This is a genomic window from Geminicoccus roseus DSM 18922 (assembly GCF_000427665.1).
Classification (GTDB): domain Bacteria; phylum Pseudomonadota; class Alphaproteobacteria; order Geminicoccales; family Geminicoccaceae; genus Geminicoccus; species Geminicoccus roseus.
The window spans coordinates 3,517,504-3,538,818 of the sequence record NZ_KE386572.1 but is presented as its reverse complement, the minus strand read 5'-3'; the positions used below and the strand labels follow the sequence as shown (position 1 = coordinate 3,538,818).

The 21,315-nt window shown below is 67.4% G+C and carries 15 protein-coding genes, 1 tRNA gene and 2 rRNA genes; 7 read left to right on the top strand and 11 right to left on the bottom strand.

Translation table 11 applies throughout. From position 1 onward, the window contains the following. Positions 1-118 precede the first annotated feature (118 nt). The 4 genes from GEMRO_RS0117675 to GEMRO_RS0117660 all read right to left on the bottom strand — a co-directional run bounded on the left by GEMRO_RS0117675 (position 119) and on the right by GEMRO_RS0117660 (position 6,656). Positions 119-2,882 (bottom strand): 23S ribosomal RNA (locus GEMRO_RS0117675). Positions 2,883-3,345: 463 nt separating this feature from the next. Continuing rightward, a tRNA-Ile gene (locus tag GEMRO_RS0117670) sits at positions 3,346-3,422 on the bottom strand. A gap of 152 nt (positions 3,423-3,574) precedes the next feature. After that, positions 3,575-5,059, bottom strand: a 16S ribosomal RNA gene (locus tag GEMRO_RS0117665). The 16S and 23S rRNA genes sit together here with 1 tRNA gene alongside, the layout of an rRNA operon. 454 nt (positions 5,060-5,513) lie before the next feature. After that, positions 5,514-6,656, bottom strand: coding sequence for a DegT/DnrJ/EryC1/StrS family aminotransferase (locus GEMRO_RS0117660; RefSeq protein WP_035485540.1), 1,143 nt, complete (start codon positions 6,654-6,656; stop codon positions 5,514-5,516). 198 nt (positions 6,657-6,854) lie between these two features. Here GEMRO_RS0117660 and rpmF point away from each other — a divergent pair, with 198 nt between their 5' ends. Continuing rightward, positions 6,855-7,049: a 50S ribosomal protein L32 gene (gene rpmF / locus GEMRO_RS0117655; RefSeq protein ID WP_027135071.1), complete on the top strand. Its 195-nt coding sequence runs from the start codon at positions 6,855-6,857 to the stop codon at positions 7,047-7,049. A 132-nt stretch (positions 7,050-7,181) separates the two neighbouring features. On the opposite strand, the gene GEMRO_RS0117650 is transcribed toward rpmF, so the two are convergent. Genes GEMRO_RS0117650 through GEMRO_RS0117640 form a run of 3 tightly spaced genes read right to left on the bottom strand, consistent with a single transcriptional unit; the run spans position 7,182 to position 10,179 of the window. Next, positions 7,182-8,549, bottom strand: coding sequence for a glutamate--cysteine ligase (locus GEMRO_RS0117650; protein ID WP_027135070.1), 1,368 nt, complete (start codon positions 8,547-8,549; stop codon positions 7,182-7,184). Between the two features lie 24 nt (positions 8,550-8,573). Then, positions 8,574-9,230, bottom strand: coding sequence for a ParA family partition ATPase (gene parA / locus GEMRO_RS0117645; protein ID WP_027135069.1), 657 nt, complete (start codon positions 9,228-9,230; stop codon positions 8,574-8,576). A 19-nt stretch (positions 9,231-9,249) separates the two neighbouring features. Beyond that, on the bottom strand, positions 9,250-10,179 hold the full coding sequence (locus tag GEMRO_RS0117640; protein ID WP_027135068.1) for a 2-hydroxyacid dehydrogenase: 930 nt from the start codon (positions 10,177-10,179) through the stop codon (positions 9,250-9,252). A gap of 197 nt (positions 10,180-10,376) precedes the next feature. On the opposite strand from GEMRO_RS0117640, the gene GEMRO_RS0117635 reads away from it, so the two are divergent. Then, positions 10,377-12,002, top strand: a complete 1,626-nt coding sequence (locus GEMRO_RS0117635; protein WP_027135067.1) for a dipeptide ABC transporter ATP-binding protein — start codon at positions 10,377-10,379, stop codon at positions 12,000-12,002. Between the two features lie 89 nt (positions 12,003-12,091). Here GEMRO_RS0117635 and GEMRO_RS0117630 read toward each other — a convergent pair whose 3' ends face one another. Continuing rightward, a complete protein-coding gene (locus GEMRO_RS0117630; RefSeq protein ID WP_027135066.1) occupies positions 12,092-14,092 on the bottom strand; it encodes a PhoX family protein in 2,001 nt (666 codons plus the stop codon). A 147-nt stretch (positions 14,093-14,239) separates the two neighbouring features. On the opposite strand from GEMRO_RS0117630, the gene GEMRO_RS30290 reads away from it, so the two are divergent. Beyond that, positions 14,240-14,653 (top strand): hypothetical protein, encoded by a 414-nt coding sequence (locus GEMRO_RS30290; protein WP_035485537.1) that lies wholly within the window; start codon positions 14,240-14,242, stop codon positions 14,651-14,653. On the opposite strand, the gene GEMRO_RS0117620 is transcribed toward GEMRO_RS30290, so the two are convergent. Then, positions 14,650-15,711, bottom strand: a complete 1,062-nt coding sequence (locus GEMRO_RS0117620) for a Gfo/Idh/MocA family protein (protein WP_035485536.1) — start codon at positions 15,709-15,711, stop codon at positions 14,650-14,652. The genes GEMRO_RS30290 and GEMRO_RS0117620 overlap by 4 nt on opposite strands. Before the next feature lie 194 nt (positions 15,712-15,905). On the opposite strand from GEMRO_RS0117620, the gene GEMRO_RS0117615 reads away from it, so the two are divergent. Next, positions 15,906-16,559 carry a DUF6134 family protein gene (locus tag GEMRO_RS0117615; protein ID WP_027135064.1) on the top strand — a complete coding sequence of 218 codons (654 nt, stop codon included), beginning with the start codon at positions 15,906-15,908 and terminating at the stop codon, positions 16,557-16,559. Between the two features lie 91 nt (positions 16,560-16,650). On the opposite strand, the gene GEMRO_RS0117610 is transcribed toward GEMRO_RS0117615, so the two are convergent. After that, positions 16,651-17,400, bottom strand: a complete 750-nt coding sequence (locus tag GEMRO_RS0117610; protein WP_027135063.1) for an SDR family oxidoreductase — start codon at positions 17,398-17,400, stop codon at positions 16,651-16,653. Next, positions 17,393-17,854: a hypothetical protein gene (locus tag GEMRO_RS0117605; RefSeq protein ID WP_027135062.1), complete on the bottom strand. Its 462-nt coding sequence runs from the start codon at positions 17,852-17,854 to the stop codon at positions 17,393-17,395. The genes GEMRO_RS0117610 and GEMRO_RS0117605 overlap by 8 nt, the downstream gene beginning before the upstream one ends. 109 nt (positions 17,855-17,963) lie before the next feature. Between GEMRO_RS0117605 and GEMRO_RS0117600 the strand changes: the two genes are divergently transcribed. The 3 genes from GEMRO_RS0117600 to GEMRO_RS0117590 all read left to right on the top strand — a co-directional run bounded on the left by GEMRO_RS0117600 (position 17,964) and on the right by GEMRO_RS0117590 (position 21,306). Continuing rightward, positions 17,964-18,914, top strand: a complete 951-nt coding sequence (locus GEMRO_RS0117600; RefSeq protein ID WP_027135061.1) for a TAXI family TRAP transporter solute-binding subunit — start codon at positions 17,964-17,966, stop codon at positions 18,912-18,914. Between the two features lie 68 nt (positions 18,915-18,982). Further along, complete coding sequence (locus GEMRO_RS0117595) at positions 18,983-20,959, top strand: TRAP transporter permease (protein ID WP_084507821.1); 1,977 nt, start codon at positions 18,983-18,985, stop codon at positions 20,957-20,959. Further along, positions 20,917-21,306 carry a DUF1850 domain-containing protein gene (locus GEMRO_RS0117590; protein WP_205625017.1) on the top strand — a complete coding sequence of 130 codons (390 nt, stop codon included), beginning with the start codon at positions 20,917-20,919 and terminating at the stop codon, positions 21,304-21,306. Before GEMRO_RS0117595 ends, GEMRO_RS0117590 begins: the two co-directional genes overlap by 43 nt. The last annotated feature ends 9 nt before the right edge of the window (positions 21,307-21,315 follow it).

Here is a 21,315-nt window from a genome sequence, read left to right as displayed (position 1 = left end):
TCGGCCTACTTGAGCCAGGGAAGCTTTTCTTGCGGCAAGTACGGTGACTGTGTGATTGGGACGTTTTGGGATGCTGGATCGTCCGGTGTCTTGCACGGGTCGATCGCTGGTGTGGGGGGAGATGAGGCCGATCGGGCGATTAGTATCGGTAAGCTGCATGCATTGCTGCACTTCCACTTCCGACCTATCGACGTGGTGGTCTGCCACGGCCCTGATAGGGAGACGTTGTTTCAAGGTGGGTTTCCCGCTTAGATGCTTTCAGCGGTTATCCCGTCCAGACTTAGCTACCCGGCTGCGCGGCTGGCGCCACGACCGGCCCACCAGAGGTCTGTCCATCCCGGTCCTCTCGTACTAAGGACGGATCCTTTCACGTCTCCAACACCCACGGCAGATAGGGACCGAACTGTCTCACGACGTTCTAAACCCAGCTCACGTACCACTTTAATCGGCGAACAGCCGAACCCTTGGGACCTGCTTCAGCCCCAGGATGTGATGAGCCGACATCGAGGTGCCAAACCACTCCGTCGATGGGGACTCTTGGGAGTGATTAGCCTGTTATCCCCGGCGTACCTTTTATCCGTTGAGCGATGGCCCTTCCACGCGGGACCACCGGATCACTAGGGCCGACTTTCGTCTCTGCTCGAGCCGTCGCTCTCGCAGTCAAGCAGGCTTGTGCCCTTGCACGCAACGGCTGGTTTCCGACCAGCCTGAGCCTACCTTCGCGCGCCTCCGTTACACTTTGGGAGGCGACCGCCCCAGTCAAACTGCCCACCATGCGGTGTCCCCGATCCGGATCACGGACCTGGGTTAGACATCAAGCGAACCAAGGGTGGTATTTCAAGGACGCCTCCATCCCGGCTGGCGCCGGAACTTCAAAGGCTCCCACCTATCCTACACATGTTTCGCCTAATGCCAGCGCAAAGCTGCAGTAAAGGTGCACGGGGTCTTTCCGTCTGACCGCGGGTACCCCGCATCTTCACGGGGAATTCAATTTCGCTGAGCCGGTATCGGAGACAGTGGGGAAGTCGTTACGCCATTCGTGCAGGTCGGAACTTACCCGACAAGGAATTTCGCTACCTTAGGACCGTTATAGTTACGGCCGCCGTTTACCGGGGCTTCGATTCGGAGCTCTCACCCCTCCTCTTAACCTTCCGGCACCGGGCAGGCGTCAGACCCTATACGTCCTCTTTCGAGTTCGCAGAGCCCTGTGTTTTTAGTAAACAGTCGCCACCCCCTGGCTTGTGCCCCCCGCCAACAGTTGCCTGCCAACGGGGCCCTCTTCTCCCGAAGTTACGAGGGCAATTTGCCGAGTTCCTTCGATACCGTTCTCTCAAACGCCTCGGTATGCTCAACCAGTCCACCTGTGTCGGTTTCGGGTACGGTCTATACGTGGGAGCTGTTTCCTGGACGTCCTTCGCGGCACCTCCAATCCGTTAAGGAGGTACAACTTACGGCCGCCGTCACTACCCACAGGCCGGGGAATGTTCACCCCGTTCCCATCGACTACGCCTTTCGGCCTCGCCTTAGGGGCCGGCTCACCCTGCGCGGATTAGCCTTGCGCAGGAACCCTTGGACTTTCGGCGGGAGTGTCTCTCACACTCCTTGTCGCTACTCATGTCAGCATTCGCACTTCCCATACCTCCAGCCGACCTCACGATCGACCTTCACAGGCCTAGGGAACGCTCCGCTACCGCTCGTACAAGTACGAGCCCGCGGCTTCGGTGCGTGGCTTGAGCCCCGTTACATTTTCGGCGCAGGACGGCTATTAGACCAGTGAGCTGTTACGCTTTCTTTAAAGGATGGCTGCTTCTAAGCCAACCTCCTGGTTGTTGTGGCCTTCCCACATCCTTTTCCACTTAGCCACGACTTGGGGACCTTAGCCGGCGATCTGGGCTGTTTCCCTCTTGGCGACGGACCTTAGCACCCGCCGCCTGTCTGCCACGCTGGACACTTCGGTATTCGGAGTTTGGTTAGGTTTGGTAAGGATTGCTCCCCCCTAGCCCATCCAGTGCTCTACCCCCGAAGGCAATCACGTGACGCGCTACCTCAATAGCTTTCGCGGAGAACCAGCTATCTCCGGGTTTGATTGGCCTTTCACCCCTAACCACAGGTCATCTCCGTCTTTTTCAACAGACGTGAGTTCGGTCCTCCAACAGGTGTCACCCTGTCTTCAACCTGCCCATGGCTAGATCACCCCGGTTTCGGGTCTACCGCCGCCAACTAAAGCGCCCTGTTCAGACTCGCTTTCGCTGCGCCTTCGCCTATCGGCTTAAGCTTGCTGGCGACGATAACTCGCTGACCCATTATACAAAAGGTACGCCGTCACCCACCCCATGTCCCGAAGAACATGGTCAGGCTCCGACTGCTTGTAGGCATCCGGTTTCAGGTTCTGTTTCACCCCCCTTGTCGGGGTGCTTTTCACCTTTCCCTCACGGTACTGGTTCACTATCGGTCGTCGAGGAGTACTTAGGCTTGGAGGGTGGTCCCCCCATGTTCGGACAGGGTTTCACGTGCCCCGCCCTACTCGAGGACCTGTTGGAAGCTCTACCCGTACGGGGCTGTCACCCGCTATGGCGCGCCATTCCATGCGCTTCCGGTTCGTTCCAACAGGCCACTGGCCTGATCCGCGTTCGCTCGCCACTACTAACGGAGTCTCGGTTGATGTCCTTTCCTCCGGGTACTTAGATGTTTCAGTTCCCCGGGTTCGCTTCCGCCACCTATGGATTCAGTGACGGATACCGCACACGTGCGGTGGGTTTCCCCATTCGGAGATTCTGGGATCAACGGTTGCTCGCACCTTCCCCAGACTTATCGCAGCGTGCCACGTCCTTCATCGCCTCTCGACGCCAAGGCATCCACCAGATGCCCTTGATTACCTCTTCTCCACCCCACAACAGCGACCGACCCGTGTTGTCTTCTTGCTGGGCTATCGGCCTTCGGCCTGCTTGAGCCCGGTTTGCACCGGATCCAACCAACAGCTTCAGATCCTCGAGCCTGACAAGATCACGTGCCCTTCGCTGCGGCAGAGCCCCACCGGTCGTGAGAGACGACCGGCAAGTTCTTCCACACCCCCCGATCGCTTGCGATCGGGAGTTTGATTGAGCATCCCGTGCGTCCCAAACTCGAACCACCGGAACAGGCTATTCCACCTGCACCGACCGTCCGAGCGGTCACACAGTCATCAAACACAACACCATACGATGATAAACAGAACGTCCGCCGGGCCAACGCCCGGGAACGACCATCAGGACCAGGCCCCAAGGGGCCATGATCCGGTCATGGAGCACTTCATCCGTCGCGCATGAAGACATCCTGTCCATCCACCGCCAGTCGCCTGGCGGGGAATGGTGGGCCCGGGCCGATTCGAACGGCCGACCTCACCCTTATCAGGGGTGCGCTCTAACCGACTGAGCTACGGGCCCGAACTCAGGATTGTCTTCATCTGGAGGGATGTGCGGACGGCGCCCCGCAGAAGCGAACTTCCGCATGGGACTTTGCTTTGCCGACTTGCGCCGGCTGTATCGACCTCAGCGACCCCGGGCAGTCCGTGAGATGCCCGACATCGAGGGTCCAGAAAGGAGGTGATCCAGCCGCAGGTTCCCCTACGGCTACCTTGTTACGACTTCACCCCAGTCGCTGACCCGACCGTGGTCGGCTGCCCCCTCTTGCGAGGTTAGCTCACCGGCTTAAGGTCGAACCAACTCCCATGGTGTGACGGGCGGTGTGTACAAGGCCCGGGAACGTATTCACCGCGGCGTGCTGATCCGCGATTACTAGCGATTCCACCTTCATGCACTCGAGTTGCAGAGTGCAATCCGAACTGAGATGGCTTTTAGGGATTTGCTCGGCCTCGCGACCTGGCTGCCCTCTGTCACCACCATTGTAGCACGTGTGTAGCCCAACTCGTAAGGGCCATGAGGACTTGACGTCATCCCCACCTTCCTCCGGCTTGTCACCGGCAGTCCCCGTAGAGTGCCCAGCCCAACCTGATGGCAACTACGGACAAGGGTTGCGCTCGTTGCGGGACTTAACCCAACATCTCACGACACGAGCTGACGACAGCCATGCAGCACCTGTAACCGCCCCCTTGCGGGACACTGCCTCTCAGCAGCTTTAACGGCCATGTCAAGAGTTGGTAAGGTTCTGCGCGTTGCGTCGAATTAAACCACATGCTCCACCGCTTGTGCGGGCCCCCGTCAATTCCTTTGAGTTTTAACCTTGCGGCCGTACTCCCCAGGCGGTGTGCTTAAAACGTTAACTCCGACACCGAGAGACAAGTCCCCCGACATCTAGCACACATCGTTTAGGGCGTGGACTACCAGGGTATCTAATCCTGTTTGCTCCCCACGCTTTCGCGCCTCAGCGTCAGATCCGAGCCAGTGAGCCGCCTTCGCCACCGGTGTTCCACCCAATATCTACGAATTTCACCTCTACACTGGGTATTCCNCCCACCTCTCTCGGTCTCAAGCCCGCCAGTATCGAATGCAGTTCCGGGGTTGAGCCCCGGGATTTCACACCCGACTAAACGAGCCGCCTACGCGCCCTTTACGCCCAGTAATTCCGAACAACGCTAGCACCCTCTGTCTTACCGCGGCTGCTGGCACAGAGTTAGCCGGTGCTTCTTCTCCGGGTACCGTCATCATCTTCCCCGGCAAAAGGGCTTTACGACCCGAAGGCCTTCATCACCCACGCGGCGTCGCTGGATCAGGGTTGCCCCCATTGTCCAAGATTCCCCACTGCTGCCTCCCGTAGGAGTCTGGGCCGTGTCTCAGTCCCAGTGTGACCGATCATCCTCTCAGACCGGTTACGGATCGCAGGCTTGGTAGGCCGTTACCCCACCAACTACCTAATCCGACGCGGGCCCATCCCAGGGCGTGAACTTTCCACTCCCGTGCGTATCCGGTGTTACCTGCAGTTTCCCGCAGCTATCCCAGACCCCAGGGCAGGTTCCCACGTGTTACTCACCCGTCCGCCACTCACTCTTGCGAGTGCGTCCGACTTGCATGTGTTAGGCGCGCCGCCAGCGTTCGTTCTGAGCCAGGATCAAACTCTCAGCTTGATCGCTGACCATCTAGGCATACGCAAGGTACCCATCAGAACCTCCGAAGAAGTTTCCAATGAACACCAAGATGTACCAGACGATCATCCCCACCCAGCCAGCCAACCAAAGTCAGCCAGACCAGAGGACGCCGCCCGCACATCCCTCCAAAACGCTTTTTCTAAAAAGCGCTCCACCAACCAACGATGTCAAACAACAACCCGCCGACCACCGCCCAGCCTCAACCAGACGACCATCGGGCAGCCCTTCCAGGCCGCCACCCAATCCCAACAGACCAGGCCGAAATCTTCACCAAAACCCGGCTAAACCACCAGGCAGCAGGCCATCCCCGCCGCCCAGCACCCCGCCGCGCTTCGTGAGCCGGGTTCTAGGACCAACCAGTGAAACCGTCAACAACCTTTTGCGAAAAATCCAAGACCAACCCGACGCAGATACGTGACAGCCAGATGCGGCCTCAGCCGGCGCGCTTCAGCAGCGCGGTGCGCACCGCGTCCACCACCCGGTCCTGCGCCGCCTCGTCCAGATAGGGATGGATCGGCAGGGACAGTACCTCGCCGGTCAGACGGCGGCTGACCTCCAGCCCGCCGGGGCTGGTCAGCGCGCCCGCGAAGGCCGCCTGGTCCGCCAGCGCCTTGGGATAATAGACCATGGTCGGGATGCCGGCCTCCGCCAGTTCCGCCTTGACCGCGTCCCGGTCGGAGATGCGCAGCGTGTACTGCGCCCAGGCCGAGGCCACCCCTTCCGGGACGCGCGGCGTCGCCGCCAGATTGGAGAGGCCCTGCTCGTAGCGGTCGGCCACACGCTGCCGGGCCGCCTGCTCCTCGTCCAGGATCGCCAGCTTCTCCAGCAGGATGGCAGCCTGGATGGTGTCGAGCCGGCCGGTGGTGCCGACCTGGACATTGTCGTACTGGCCGCCGCCGCCCATGCCGTGGAAGCGCAGGGAGCGCAGCTTTGCCGCCAGCTCGTCGTCGTCGGTGAGCATCGCCCCGCCATCGCCGTAGCATCCCAGCGGCTTGGCCGGGTAGAAGCTGGTGGCGCCGGCCAGGGCATGCCCCCCGGCGCGCCGGCCATCGCGCATGGCACCATAGCTTTGCGCCGCGTCCTGCAGCACCAACAGGCCATGGCGCCGGGCGATGGCATGGATAGCCTGGTAGTCGGCCGGCACCCCGAACAGGTCGACCGGGATCACCGCCCGCGGCCGCAGCCCCTGCCGCTCCGCATGGCCGATCGCGACCTCCAGGCTGGCCGGGTCCAGGTTGAAGGTCTGCTCCTCGACGTCGCAGAAGACCGGGGTGGCGCCCAGCCAGGCCGGCGCCTCGCCGGTGGCGGCGAAGGTGAAGGCCGGCACGAACACGGCGTCGCCCGGCCCGATCCCCCAGGCGCGCAGCACCAGTTCCAAAGCCTGGGTGCCGTTGGCGCAGCTCACCACGTGCTTCACCCCGCTGTGCTCGCCCATCCGGCGCTCCAGCTCCGCCACCTCCGGCCCCATGATGTAGGCGCCGCCTGCCACCACCCGCTGCACCGCCGCCTCGATGCGCCCCTCCAGGCGCCGGCGCTGCGCGGCCAGGTCGACAAACGGGATCGGGGAAACAGCCATGGGCGGAACACTCGCGGCGTTGACGGAACGGACAACCGGGATCATAGGCTCGGACCCACCGGCCGGAAAGGCGCCGGGCCGTTTCCCTTGACTTTCCCCCAGGCCCGCTCCTATCAAGCGGCCTTCCCCGGGTCGGCCGCCGTCCCGGTCGCAGTTTTGCGCGCCTGACGAAGGCGCCGTCGTGCTAGGGTGACGAGTATGGCCGTTCCGAAAAAGAAAGTTTCCAAGTCGCGCCGCGACATGCGCCGGGCGCATGACGCCTTGTCCGTGCCGACCATCATCGAGGACAAGGTCACCGGCGAATATCGTCGTCCGCATCATGTCGACCTGAAGACCGGCATGTATCGCGGCCGCCAGGTGATCACGCCCAAGGGCAGCAACGCCGAGGGCTGAGCCTCGTTCGCGACGAGAGCCTGATTCGAACAAGGGCGGTCCCGGGCGGGCCGCCCTTGTTCGTCATGGGCGGAGCTTCGTGAGATCCAGAAGGGGCCGGGCATCGATCAGGATGCCCGGCCCCTTGCGGTTTCAGAAGGCGTATTCGCCGAACATCGGCCGGACCGAGCCGTTCCAGCGGCCGTGATAGAGCCGCAGCTTGCGGTCGGCCGGGGTGACGCCGCTGGCCGCGGTCTCGTGCAGGTCCGAAAGATAGCTCTCCTCGCTGGTGCCGATCCAGTCCAGCCGGCCGCGCGCCTTCAGGCCATGCTCGGCGATGGCCAGCACCCGCCGCGCCAGGTCCTGGACGGTGCCGTCCCGGAACGGCGCCTGCAGGCCCAGCTTCGGCACCGCGCCGCGCAATTCCTCCATCTCCGCGACGCTCCAGTCGCGCACCAGGTCCCAGGCGGCATCCAGCGAGGTCTGGTCGTAGAGCAGCCCGACCCACAGCGCCGGCAGGCCGCAGAGCTGGTCGGACGCCCCGCAATCGGCGCCGCGCATCTCCAGGTACTTCTTCAGCCGCACCTCGGGGAACAGCGTGGTGACATGGTCCGACCAGTCGCTCAAGGTCGGCTTCTCGCCCGGCAGTTCCGGCAGCTCGCCCTTCAGGAAGTCGCGGAACGAGCGGCCCGCCACGTCCAGATAGGCGCCGTCCCGGTAGACGAAGTACATGGGCGTATCGAGCGCATAGTCGACCCAGCGCTCGTAGCTCATCCCGTCCTCGAACACGAAGGCCGGGATGCCGGTGCGGTCCGCGTCGGTGTCGGTCCAGACATGGGCCCGGTAGCTCTTGAAGCCGTTGGGCGTGCCCTCGGAGAAGGGCGAGTTGGCGAACAGGGCGGTGGCCAGCGGCTGCAGGGCCAGCGACACCCGCAGCTTCTTCACCATGTCGGCTTCGTCGGCATAGTCCAGGTTCACCTGGACGGTGCAGGTGCGCAGCATCATGTCCAGGCCGAGCGTGCCCTGGCGCTGCATGTAGCGGCGCATGATCGCGTAGCGGCCCTTGGGCATCCAGGGGATCGCCGCGCGCGGCCAGAGCGGCTGGAAGCCCACCCCCAGCATGCCCAGCCCGAGCGGCTCGGCCACCGAGCGGCACTCCTCCAGATGCCCGGCCACCTCGGCGCAGGTCTCGTGGATGGTGCGCAGCGGCGCCCCGGACAGCTCGAGCTGCCCGCCAGGCTCCAGGGTGATGTTGCAGCCGTTGCGGGTCAGGGCGACCACCTTGCCGTCCTCGACCAGGCGCTCCCAGCCGAACCGGCCGGCCAGCCCCTCCAGGACCGCGGCGATCCCGTCCGGGCCGTCGAACGGCACCGGCGACAGGTCGGCGCGCCGGAACACGAACTTCTCGTGCTCGGTGCCGATCCGCCAGGCTTCGGCCGGCTTCTCGCCCGAGGCGATCCAGTCGACCAGCTGCTGCTTGCGATCGACGGGCTCACCCTTGCCGCTAGGTGGTGCCGACATGCGAGGTTTCCTTCCGTCGATCGTTCAAGCCGTTCGGGCGCCGCCCGATCGTGTGATGCTGGTGACTTCCCGGCACAGCTGGGCGACCTCCTGGGCCGCCGTGCCGCGCGGTTCATGCTCGAGCACGCCCAGGCCCCGCGCCATGGCGGCGACATAGCTCTGGCGGTTGCCGAGTACCGCCTCAAGTGGCACGGCGCCCAGCTGCGCCAAGGCCCCCTGCGCCTCCTCGATCGAGCGGCCGCGCGGCGGCACCCGGTTCATCAAAAAGCGGATCGGCCGCCCTTCCTTGGCGGCGATCTCCAGGGTCGGCCGGCTGGCCCACACGTCCAACGGGCTGGGCTGGCAGGGTACCAGGACCAGCGACGCCTCGCGGATCGTGGCCTTCAGTTCGGTGCCGGCATGGGGCGGGGTATCGACCACCACGGTGGAGAAGTCGCGCACCACCCGGCCGAGCTCCACGCCCAGCCGCCAGCCGCCGGTCTTGACCAGGGCCAGCCGGTCGGCCGGGTCGCGCCGGCGCTGCCGTTCCTCGAACCAGCGGCTGAGGCTGCCCTGGGGGTCGACGTCGATGACGCAGACCTCCTCGCCGGCGGCGAGCATCGCCGTGGCGAGCTGGACCGCGAGCGTGGTCTTGCCCGCCCCGCCCTTGCTCTGCGCGATCGTCACGATCCTGGACGTCATCTGCCCTTCTCCGGCGGCATCAGTAGCCGCGTGCACGATCCACCACGTGCTGCAACGGCCGGCCATCGAAAAAGCGCCGGATGTTTTCGGCAATAACGTCCGCGCCGACCGCGGGATCGCTGTAGCTGGCGGCATGGGGGGTGATGTCGATCGCCGGATGCGCCCAGAAGGGATGCTCCGGCGGCAGCGGCTCCTGCACGAACACGTCGACCGTGGCCCCGCCGAGCTGGCCCCGGTCCAGCGCGTCCAGGAGATCCTCCTCGACCAGCTGGGCGCCACGGCCGACATGGACCAGCCGGGCGCCCTTGGGCAGCCGGGCGAACAGGTCCCGGTCGAGGATGCCCGTTGTCTCGGCGGTGAGCGGCAGCAGGCAGACCAGGATGTCGGTCTGCGCCAGGAACGCCGGCAGCTGCGCCGGCCCGGCAAAGCAGGCGACCCCGTCCAGCTGCTTCTGGCTGCGCGACCAGCCGCGCAGGCTGAAGCCGTGGCCGGCCAGGACCCGGGCGGCATCGGTGCCGAGAACCCCCAGCCCTAGGATGCCGACCCGGGTGCTGGAGGCCGGCGCCGGCAGGCGCAGCTGCCAGCGGCGCTCGCGCTGGTCGCGGGCGAACAGGTCCTGCATCCGGTGGTACTTCAGCACGTGCAGCAGCACGTACTCGCTCATCGTGGCGGTGAGCGAGGGGTCGACCAGGCGGCAGAGCGGCAGGTCGGCCGGCAGGGTCGGGTCGTCCAGCATCGCGTCGACGCCGGCACCCAGCGACAGGATCGCCTTCAGGTTCGGCAGGGATGCGAGCAGGCCCGGCGGCGGCAGCCAGACCAGCGCCAGGTCGATGTCCGCCGGATCGCCGATCTCGGGATGGACCCTGATCTCCAGCCCGGGCAGCCGGCGGCCGAGTTCCCTCCGCCAGAGTTCCGGATCATCCGCGGTGCTCGCGAACAACAACGCCAATGCCGGTCTCCGTGCTTCCGTTTCCCGGCCGGGCGGGACTGCCGACCATCCGCGGCTGTTCTTGACGCTGGAAACCGGTTCCACGCAAGGGGCGGCACCGCCCGCCCCCTCGGATTTGCCCGATCGAAGCTGCGACTTTCACATCCATCAACAGCAGGCTTAAGCTCGGCTTCACGAACAGAAGGAAACCGAACGACATGACCCAGCCGGTCCTGAAGCTCGAGAATGTCTCGATCGCGTACCGCACCCGCAACGGCGAGAGCCTGGCGGTGGAGGATCTCAGCCTGTCGATCGACGCAGGCCAGAGCGTCGGGCTGGTCGGCGAGAGCGGCTCGGGCAAGTCCACGGTGGCGTTCGCGGCGATGCGCTACCTGCCGGGCAACGGCCGGATCGCGCAGGGGCGGATCCTGTTCGAGGGCAACGATCTCTACGCCATGTCCGACCGCGAGATCCGGGCGCTGCGCGGCGGCAAGATGGCGATGGTCTACCAGGAGCCGATGAGCAGCCTGAACCCGGTGATCCCGATCGAGCGCCAGCTCATGGAGGTGGCGCAGCTCCACCTGGACATGGACGAGCGCGCCGCCCGGGCCAAGGCGATCGACGCGTTCCGCACCGTGCGCCTGCCCGAGCCGGAAACGATCGGCCGGCGCTATCCGCACCAGATCTCGGGCGGGCAGCAGCAGCGCGTGGTGATCGCGATGGCGCTGATGGGCAACCCCTCGCTGCTGATCCTGGACGAGCCGACCACCGCGCTGGACGTGCGGGTCCAGGCCGGCATCCTGGAGCTCCTGGGCGAGCTCCGCCGCAATCTGGGCCTGGCGATGCTGTTCATCAGCCACGACCTCGGCACCGTCGCCACCGTGTGCGACCAGGTGGGCGTCATGCTGCGCGGCAAGCTGGTCGAGAAGGGCCCCTGCCGCCAGGTGTTCACCGCACCCGGCCACGAGTACACGCGGCGCCTGGTCGGCAGCATTCCCAAGCTCAGCGACCCGATCGTGGAGCGGGAAGCGCCCGAGGGTCCGCCGGCGGTGGACGTGCACGACCTGTCCAAGACCTACATCCAGGGCGGCGGCCTCTCCTTGGCATCGGGGGGCGGCACCAAGGTGCAGGCCCTGTCCGAGATCAGCTTCGCCGCCAGCCGCGGCCGCACCCTGGCGATCGTCGGCGAGAGCGGCTCCGGCAAGTCGACCTTCGCCAAGATCATGCTGGGCATCGAGACCACGCCCGACGGCACCGTCGCCCTGGCCGACGGCTACGTGCTGAGCACCGCCAGCGTCACCGCCAGGCCCAAGGACGTGCTGGCGCGCCTGCAGATGGTGTTCCAGAACCCGGACGCCACCCTCAATCCCAGCCATACGGTGGGCTACGCGATCGGCCGGCCGCTCAAGCTGCTGCGCAAGGCCAAGGGCGACATCAAGGCCGAGGTCAACCGCCTGCTGGCGGCGGTCCGGCTGACGCCCGACTTCGCCAGCCGCTATCCCTACCAGCTCTCGGGCGGCCAGAAGCAGCGCATCGCGATCGCGCGGGCCATCGCCAGCGAGCCGGACATCGTCATCGCCGACGAGCCGACCGCGTCCCTGGACGTCTCGGTCCAGGCCAGCGTGGTGGAGTTGCTGCGCGACATCCAGCGGGACCGGGAACTGACGCTCGTGTTCATCAGCCACGACCTGGCGCTGGTGCGCAGCTTCGCCGACGACGTGGCGGTGATCTACCAGGGCAAGGTGGTCGACTACGGCCCGGTCTCGAAGGTGTTCACCCCGCCGCACCATCCCTACACGGCCGAGCTGCTCGCCTCGGTGCCCCAGGTCCCGGTCGCCGCCTGACCAAGGAGCCGGGCGGCCGGGCCGTGGCCGCCCGGCTCATCCGGGCCGGGCCGCCGTCCCCTGTCGGGACGGCAGCCCGGCCAGCTCGCTCAGACCGCGATCTTGCCGCCGCCCTGCTTGGTGATCACCACCACCGACGGGCGGACCGGCATGGCCGGGTCGAAGTCCGGCCAGCGGGTCGACAGGTCTTCGTAGTAGGACGGGCGGCCGAACTCCTCCCAGTCGTCGCCGCCGTCCGCCGGGTGCTGGACCGCCACGAACATGGTCTGGTCGTCCGGGGTGAAATGCGGGCCGCACATCTCCGCGCCCACCGGGACGCGGTAGAACAGCTTGGAGGTCGCCCGGGCGTCGCCCTCGGTGTCGACCGCCCAGACGCCGTCGGTCCGGCCGGTCTTGTCCGGGGAGTTGCCGTCGGTGGTGACCCACAGCCGCCCGGCCGAGTCGACCGCGCAGTTGTCGGGCATCCCGAACCAGCCGTTCTCCGTGGTGGCGGTCGAGAAGGAGGCGCCGACCTCGGCCACGGAGGGATCGCCGCACTTCAGGAGGACTTCCCAGCTCCCCGTCGTCGCGGCGAAGTCGCCATCGGCTTCGGCGATCTCGATGATGTGGCCGAACGCGTTGTCGGCGCGCGGGTTGGCGGCGTCGACCTGCTCGTCAGTCCGCTTGGTGTTGTTGGTGAGCATCGCATAGACCTTGCCGGTGCGCCCGTCCGGCTGGACGTCCTCCGGCCGGTCCATCTTGGTGGCGCCCAGGAGGTCGGCGGCGCGCCGGGTCTCGATCAGCACGTCCGCCTGGCTGGCGAAGCCGTTCTCGGCCGTGAGCGGACCCTCTCCATGGACCAGCGGCATCCAGTTCATGCTGCCGTCGGCATCGAACCGCGCCACGTACAGCGTGCCCTCGTCGAGCAGGTCCATGTTGGCGGCCCGGTCGGCCGGGTCGTACGTCCCGCTGGTGACGAACTTGTAGATATAATCGAACCGCTCGTCGTCGCCGAGGTAGAACACCACCTGACCGCCCTTGGCGACGATCGATTCGGCGCCCTCATGCTTCACCCGGCCGAGCGCGGTGCGCTTCTTGGGGGTGGAGGCCGGGTCGAACGGATCGACCTCGATCACCCAGCCGAACCGGTTCGGCTCGTTCGGCTCCTTGGACACGTCGAAGCGGTCGTAGAACTTGAACCACTCATAGGTGCCCTCGGGCACGCCCATGCGCTCGTAGTTCGCCGCCTCCGGATGGCCCGCCGGCAGCTCGCCGCCGAAATAGCCGTGGAAGTTCTCCTCGGCCATCACGTAGGTGCCCCAGGGGGTCACCCCGCCGGCGCAGTTGTTGAGGGTGCCCAGCACGTTGCGCCCTTCCGGGTCGGCGCTGGTCTTCATCCGGTCGTGGCCGGCGGCCGGGCCGCTGATCAGCATCGGCGTGTCGGCGGTGATCCGGCGGTTGTACTGGCCGTCGCGGACCAGCTGCCACTTGCCGTCGACCTTGCGGATCTCGGCGATGGTGCCGCCATGGGCGGCCATCTCGATGTCGACCCGCTTCTGGTCGGCGGGCGCCACCTCGATCTCGCCGCCGGAGATCGTGACGATGCCCGGGAACATCAGGTGCTCGTTGGTGTACTCGTGATTGACCACCAGCAGCCCGTGCGCGCTCGGATCCTCGGCGTCCGGCATCGGGATGAAGCCGACATAGTCGTTGTTGTAGCCGAACTGCCGGCGCTGCGCCTCGGCCGACTGGTTGGCCGGGTCGAACTCGGGCGCGTCGGCGAACAGCGGGTCGCCCCAGCGCAGCAGCACCTGCGCGTCATAGCCCTCGGCCACGTGGTGTTCGGCATCGACGCCGGCCTCGACCTCGGGGAAGACGAACGCGGAGGTGCCGGCGGCCTTGGCCTCCTCGGCCGCCAGCAGCGCCGCCGGCCCGACCGTGGCGGCGATCGCCGAGACCGCCAGCGACCCCTTCAGCATCGCCCGCCGGGCGAACCGGCGCGCGATGATCTCGCCCATGGTCGGGTTCGCGGTAGGGTTGTGGCCATCCCCGGTCGCGTCTTCCAGGAGCGAAGTACGGAACTTGCGTGCGCCGTCGGTGCTGTCGGCCATGATCGTCTCGCGTTGGATGGGTGCCCGGCTCTTTGGAACCGCTCCAGGGCTGGGTAGCCGCCTACCATTACCGTTCCGTGACCAGGGGCCCTTCCCCGCCCCGCGCGACCTCCGCCGGCCTTAACCTCGTCTTAACCGGATGGGTGCATGCTCGCTTCCGTTGGCGGGCCGTCGCGCCTGCGCGTCCTGGAGGCTTGCATGTTCCAGTGGCTCGTTCTCGGCCTGCTCTCAGTCCTGCCGGGCGGGACGCCGGCCGTCCCGGCGTCATCCCCTCCCCCGCCGGCGGCGGCGCTGCCGGAACTGCCGTGCACCGACTATCGCCGGATCCGCGCGGAGCTCGGCCAGACCTATGCGGAGGAGCCGGTCTCGGCCGGCCTGCAGTCCAACGGCCATCTGCTCCAGCTGTTCGCCTCGGCCGAACGGGACAGCTGGACCATGGTGAGCCTGGCGCCCGACGGCCAGGCCTGCGTCGTCGCGGCCGGCGCCGACTGGCGCAGCCTCCGCCCGGACGATCCGGCGGGGGCCGACCCGGCGCAAGCCGCGCCGGAGGAAGGCGCCTAGACGGTGGCCAGGTCGACCCAGCGGCCTTCCGCCGAGGAGCGGTAGGCCGCCTCCACCAGCGCGAAGGTCTTCTCGTTGTCCTGCGCCGAGGTCGCGGCTTCCTGCCCGGTGCGGATTGCCTCGAGGAAATGCGCCTGGGTGTTCAGGACGCTTTCCTGGACCATCGCCCAGACCGGATCGCCCCAGTCGGGGGCCACCGGCGCGATCGAGCGGTGGGTGACGCCGTCCGGGCCGTGGATCACCAGCTGGTAGCCCTGGCGGACCTCCAGGTGGCCCTTCGTGCCGTCCACCCGGATCAGGGTCTCGGGAAACGGATCGGGATCGATCCGGGTGTGATAGGAGCCCAGCACCTCCGAGACCACCCCTCCGCCATGCTCGAGCAGGCAGACGGCGCCATCCTCGCCGGCGATGCCCGGCCGGACCTTCTGGGTCCGCGCCAGGATCCGGTCCACGTCGCCGAACAGGAAGCGGGCCAGGTCGAACAGGTGGATCACCAGGTCGAGCAGCACCAGCCGCTCGACCTTGGCCAGGTAGGGCTGACCCTTGAACACGTCGAAGCCGCAGCGCCAGGACAGCCGGGCGGCGACCGGGGTGCCGATCACCCCCTGGTCCAGAGCCTGCCGCAGCTGGACCATCGGTCCCTGGAAGCGGAAGTTCTCGTGGATCATCAGGGGAATGCCGGCCTGCTCCGCCAGCGCCACGATGCGGCGGACCGCGGCCAGGTCCGGCGCGAACGGCTTCTGGCAGATGGTCGCGACCCCCTTGCGCGCGCAGATCCCGACCAGCGCCTCGTGGCTCTCCATGGTGGTCACCACGTCGACCAGGTCGGGGCGGAGCGCGTCCAGCATCCCGGCGAGATCGTCGAACACGGCAGGGGGCGTGTTGCCGGCCTGGGCGATCAGGCCGGCGAAGGCGGCGGCGCGCGACTTGTCCAGGTCGCATACCCCCACCAGTTCGGCGCCCTCGAGATGGTGCCATGCCATCAGGTGGTTGCGGGCGAAGAAGCCGCACCCGACCATGACCACCCGCAGCTTCCGGTCCGCGCCTGCCTGCGCCATATCGCTCCCCCCGCCCTGCACCGGTCCGCTTCGGCGGCGGCCTGCCGGTCCGTCCGACCCTGTCATCCTGCCGGCCGGCTTGCTAAATGCTGCCATACCGGGTCGGAAACGGCGGCGCCAGCGGACGCGTGCCCGGCCAGGGCTTTCCCAGCCGATCCTAAGGCGTCCCCCAAGGATGCCACGGAGACTTGTCGATGTTGCAACGCCGAACCTTCATCCTCGCCGCCGCCGGATCGCTGATCGCGCTGCGCAGCGGCTTGGCCAGCGAAGTCTTCGAGGACATCACCTTCAAGGTGGTGCGCAAGGGCACCGACGTCGGCCGGCATGCCATCAGCTTCAAGCCCGATGGCGACCGGGTCACGGTGACCAACGCGATCGACATCCGGGTCAAGCTGGCGTTCATCACCGTGGGATCGTTCAAGCAGGACGCGGTGGATGTCTGGCAGGGCGACAACCTGATCCGGTGCAAGTCGCGGATCGTCGACAGCGGCGACATCTCCGACGTGACCATGGAGGCGGATGGCGACCAGCTGGTCGTGCAGGGCCCCAAGGGCCGGGTGAGGGTGCCGCTCGGCACGATGACCGACATCTCGTTCTGGAACCAGAACATCGTCCACCAGAGCATCCTGCTGGACACCCAGACCACCGACCTGATCGACACCACCACCACCGGCGGGGTCGAGGAGATGGTCGATCTGGGCGACGGGCGCGAGGTGCCGGGCATCCGCTACGAGATGACCGGCTCGCTCGGCCGCTCCGGCCAGATCTGGTACAACAAGGACGGCCGGTTCCTGCGCACCAGCTTCACGACCCGGGGCGAGAAGTTCGAGTACTACCCGCTCGGCTGAGCGCGCGCGCCGGTCGCCCGCCGCCTGGCCGGACCGGCGGCATCCCGGAGGATGCGCCGGCCCGCCCGGCCGCCCGAAGGACGCCGGCCGCTCAGCGGCCGCCGGACACGTTGAAGCTGGTGGCGGTGACGTAGCTGGCCTTCTCGGACAGGAGCCAGACCGCCGCCTCGGCGACCTCGTCGGCGGTGCCGGTCCGGCCCATCGGCACGGTCGGGCCGAACCGCTCCAGCCGGTTCTCGATGCCGGTGTCGTTCTGGATGTCGGTGTCGATCAGGCCCGGCCGCAGGCCGCACACCCGGATCCCGTCGCCGGCCACGTCCTTGCCCAGCCCTTCGGTGATGGCGTCGACGCCGAGCTTGGCGATGCCGTAGGGCGCAAAGCCGCCGGCGCCGCAGAAGATCGCCGCCATCGAGGAGATGTTGACGATCACCCCGCCCTGGCCGCCATAGGAGCGGCCCATCCGGCGCACCGCCTCGCGCGCGGTCCAGATGGCGCCCATCAGGTCCACCTCGATCACCCGCTGGATGTCCTCGACCGGGATCTCCGCCAGCGGCGCCGACTTGTTGATGATGCCGGCATTGACCACCACGCCGGTCAGCTTGCTCAGGGCCTGTTCCGCCTCGTCGAACATCCGCACCACCGTGGCATGGTCGGACACGTCGCCCTTGATGGTGACCGCCTTGCGGCCGGCGGCGCGCACCGCGGCGGCGACCTCCTCGGCCGGCTCCGGCCGCGCGGCGTAGTTGATCGCGACATCCCAGCCATCCTTCGCGGCAAGCCGGCTGATCGCCGCCCCGATCCCGCGTCCGCCCCCGGTGACCAGCAGCACTTTGTCAGCCATTGACCGTCTCCACTTCCTTGCTCGCCAGCGCACGTGCCAGCGCATCGTTCAACTTCATCGCCCGGCCGGCATCCGCTTCCGGCAGCGTCAGGCCGGCGGCATCGAGCGCCCCGCCCGGAGCAGTCAGGCGAACCGCGCCGCTTTCGGCTTCCAGCGTCGCCGCCGAGCCCTCGATCTTCCAGCGCGGGCCCACCCCGGCCGGACGGGGCGAGGCCAGGTGCACGACCACCGACCGGTCGGCCTCGTGGCCGGCCGAGACCACGGTGACCGTGGTCCCGTCGACGGCCCGGGCGACGACACCCACCGAGCGGCATCCCCCGAACCACGGCTCCAGCCTGGCCAGCCACCGCGCCGCCTGGCCCAGCGGGTCCGGCCCGGCCTCCTCGTCGATCTCCGCGTAGACCGTACGGCCCAACGCGGTCGGCAGCGTGTGCATCGCTTCCTTCGGCTCCAAGCCCGATTCCCCCGATCTTCGCACCGACGGATGGACGTGCCGGGCCAGTTCGGTCAAGCATCACCGGCGAACAGACACGACCTGTCACCAGGATCGGGAGCTAAAGCCCATGATTTCAAGGCGCATTCTGCTCGGCACCGCGGCAGCCGGATCCGTCCTGCTCGCCCGGGGCGCCCGGGCCGCCGACTATGTCACCGTGCTCACCGGCGGGACCTCCGGGGTCTACTACCCGCTGGGCGTGGCGCTCGCAAAGACCTACGGCGACAACATCGAAGGTGCCCGCACGTCCGCCCAGTCCACCAAGGCCTCGGTGGAGAACCTGAACCTGCTCCAGCAGGGCAAGGGCGAGATCGCCTTCACCCTGGGCGACAGCCTGATCGACGCCTGGAACGGCCGCGAGGAGGCCGGCTTCAAGCAGAAGCTCGACCAGCTGCGCGGCATCGCCGCGATCTATTCCAACTACATTCAGGTCGTCGCCTCCAAGGAGAGCGGGATCAGCTCGATCGCCGACCTGAAGGGCAAGCGCCTGTCGGTGGGCGCGCCCAAGTCCGGCACCGAGCTGAACGCCCGCGCCGTGCTGGCGGCCGCCGGGATGTCCTATGACGACCTGGAGAAGGTCGAGTACCTGCCGTTCGCCGAATCGGTGGAGCTGATGAAGAACCGCCAGCTCGACGCGACCCTGCAGTCCGCCGGCCTGGGCGTCGCCTCGATCCGCGACCTCGCCACCTCGGTACCGATCACGGTGGTGCCGATCGAGGCGGCGCTGGTGGAGAAGATCGGCCAGCCGTTCTACGCGGTCACCATCCCGGCCGCGACCTATGACGGCCAGGACGCCGACGTCGCCACCGCGGCGGTGCCGAACTACCTGGTCTCGCATGCCGACGTGTCGGACGAGCTGGCCTACCAGATGACCGCCCAGCTGTTCGGCCACCTGGACGAGCTGGCCGCGGCCCATGCCGCCGCCAAGGCGATCAAGCTCGAGGACGCGCTGAACGGCATGCCGGTGCCGCTCCATCCGGGCGCGCAGAAGTTCTACGACGAGAAGGGCATCAAGCCGTGAACGGCCTGGCGGCGGGCGACGATCCCGGCGCACTGGCGTTCGGCAGGGGGCATTTCGGGAGGGCGATCATGGCGATCGCCCTCGCCTTCTCCACCTTCCAGCTCTGGACCGCGGCCCTCTCGCCCCTTCCCTCCATGGTCGTGCGCAGCGTCCATGTCGGCTTCCTGCTCCTGCTCTGCTTCACGTTGCTGGCCGAGCGCAGCGGCAGCCGCACCGCCCGCCTGTCCGGCTGGCTCCTGGGCGGAGCCGGCTTCCTGCTGGGCCTCTATCACTGGATCTTCTACGAGGACCTGATCCTGCGCGCCGGCGACCCCAGCACCGCGGACCTGGTGGTCGGGGTGATCGTGACGGTGCTGGTGTTCGAGGCCTCGCGCCGCCTCCTGGGCCTGGCCCTGCCGATCATCTGCGGCCTGTTCCTGCTCTATGCCTTCTTCGGCGAGTACGCGCCCTATCCCCTGGACCACCGGCCCTACGACTTCGCCCAGGTGGTCGACCAGATGTTCCTCGGCACCGAGGGCATCTACGGCACCGCCATCTATGTCAGCTCCTCGTTCATCTTCCTGTTCATCCTGTTCGGCGCCTTTCTGGAGCGGGCCGGGATGATCCGCCTGTTCAACGACCTGGCGCTCGGCACGGTCGGGCACACCCAGGGCGGACCCGGCAAAGTCTCGGTGATCTCGTCCGGCCTGATGGGCACCATCAACGGCAGCGGCGTCGCCAACGTGGTGACCACCGGCCAGTTCACCATCCCGCTGATGAAGCGGTTCGGCTACAAGCCGGCCTTCGCCGGGGCGGTGGAGGCGACCTCCTCCATGGGCGGGCAGATCATGCCGCCGGTGATGGGCGCGGTGGCCTTCATCATGGCCGAGACCATCGACGTTCCCTACGTCGACATCGCGGTCGCCGCCGCGATCCCGGCCCTGCTCTATTTCGCCACCGTGTTCTGGGTCGTCCATCTGGAGGCCGGGCGGCACGGGCTGGTCGGGCTGCCCAAGGAGGAGTGCCCGAGCGCGCTCGGCGCCCTGCGCCGCGACTGGTACCTGATCCTGCCGCTGGCGGTCCTGGTCTGGCTCCTGTTCTCCGGCTACACGCCGATGTTCGCCGGCACCGTCAGCCTGGCGCTGACCGCCCTGGTGGTGCTGGGCCGCCCGCTGGCGGGCAGCATCCCGGTCTCGGCGCTGCGCATCCTGTTCTGGGTGGCCTTGGGCGTGGGCGCCGCCAGCTTCGGCCGCTACGGCATCGCGGTGATCGCCCTGCTCATCCTGCTGCTGGTGCTGGGCTGCCTGCTGTTCGCCGGGGGGCGCGCCACCCTGGTGATCTGCCGCGACGCGCTGGCCGACGGCGCCCGCCATGCCCTGCCGGTCGGGATCGCCTGCGCCCTGGTCGGCACCATCGTCGGCACGCTGACCCTGACCGGCCTCGCCTCCAACTTCGCCGGCTGGATCGTCGACATCGGGCAGAACTCGCTGCTGCTCTCCCTCCTGCTCACCATGCTGGCCTGCCTGGTGCTGGGCACCGGCATCCCGACCATCCCGAACTACATCATCACCTCCTCGATCGCCGGGCCGGCCCTGGCGGAACTCGGCGTGCCGCTGCTGGTCAGCCACATGTTCGTGTTCTATTTCGGGATCATGGCCGACCTCACCCCGCCGGTGGCCCTGGCGGCCCTGGCGGCCTCGCCGATCGCCGGCGCGCCGCACATGCGGATCGGCTTCACCGCCACCCGCATCGCGATCGCCGGCTACGTGGTGCCGTTCATGGCCGTGTACTCCCCGGCGCTGATGCTGCAGGGCGACAGCTACGCCGCCACCGTCTACGTCGCGTTCAAGGCCCTGATCGCGATCGGGCTCTGGGGCGGCGTCACCGTCGGCTGGCTGCTCGGGCCGCTGAACTGGCCGGAGCGGATCGTCGCTGCGGTCGCGGCCACGCTCCTGGTGGTGGCGCTGCCGATCACCGACGAGCTGGGCCTGGGCCTGAGCGCCCTCTTCATCGGATGGCACTGGTGGCGGACCCGCTCACGATCTGCCTCGCGCTCGGCAGCCTGATTGTCGACCTGGGCGTGACCCAGGCCGAGCTGCGCTGGTCCCACAGCGTCCAGAAGACGCTGTGGACCGAGCGCTGGCAGGCGACTCCGGCGGGCCTGGTGCCGCTGGAAGCCTCCATCCAGGGCAGCGGCGCCGGCATGGACCCGCCGGATGACGCGGTCCGCACGGCTGATGGCTGGCGCTGGCGGCCGGACCTGCCGCCCCTGCCGGAGCTGGTCCTGGCGCGCAGCGGTGCCACCGCCGACTGGCAGATCTGCCGGGCGGGATCCTGCGCCAGCATCACCGAGATCACTGGCAAGCCCGCCGACGGCGAGCCTGCCCGGCTGGCTCCGTGCGCCGGGCGCTGACGGCGTTCT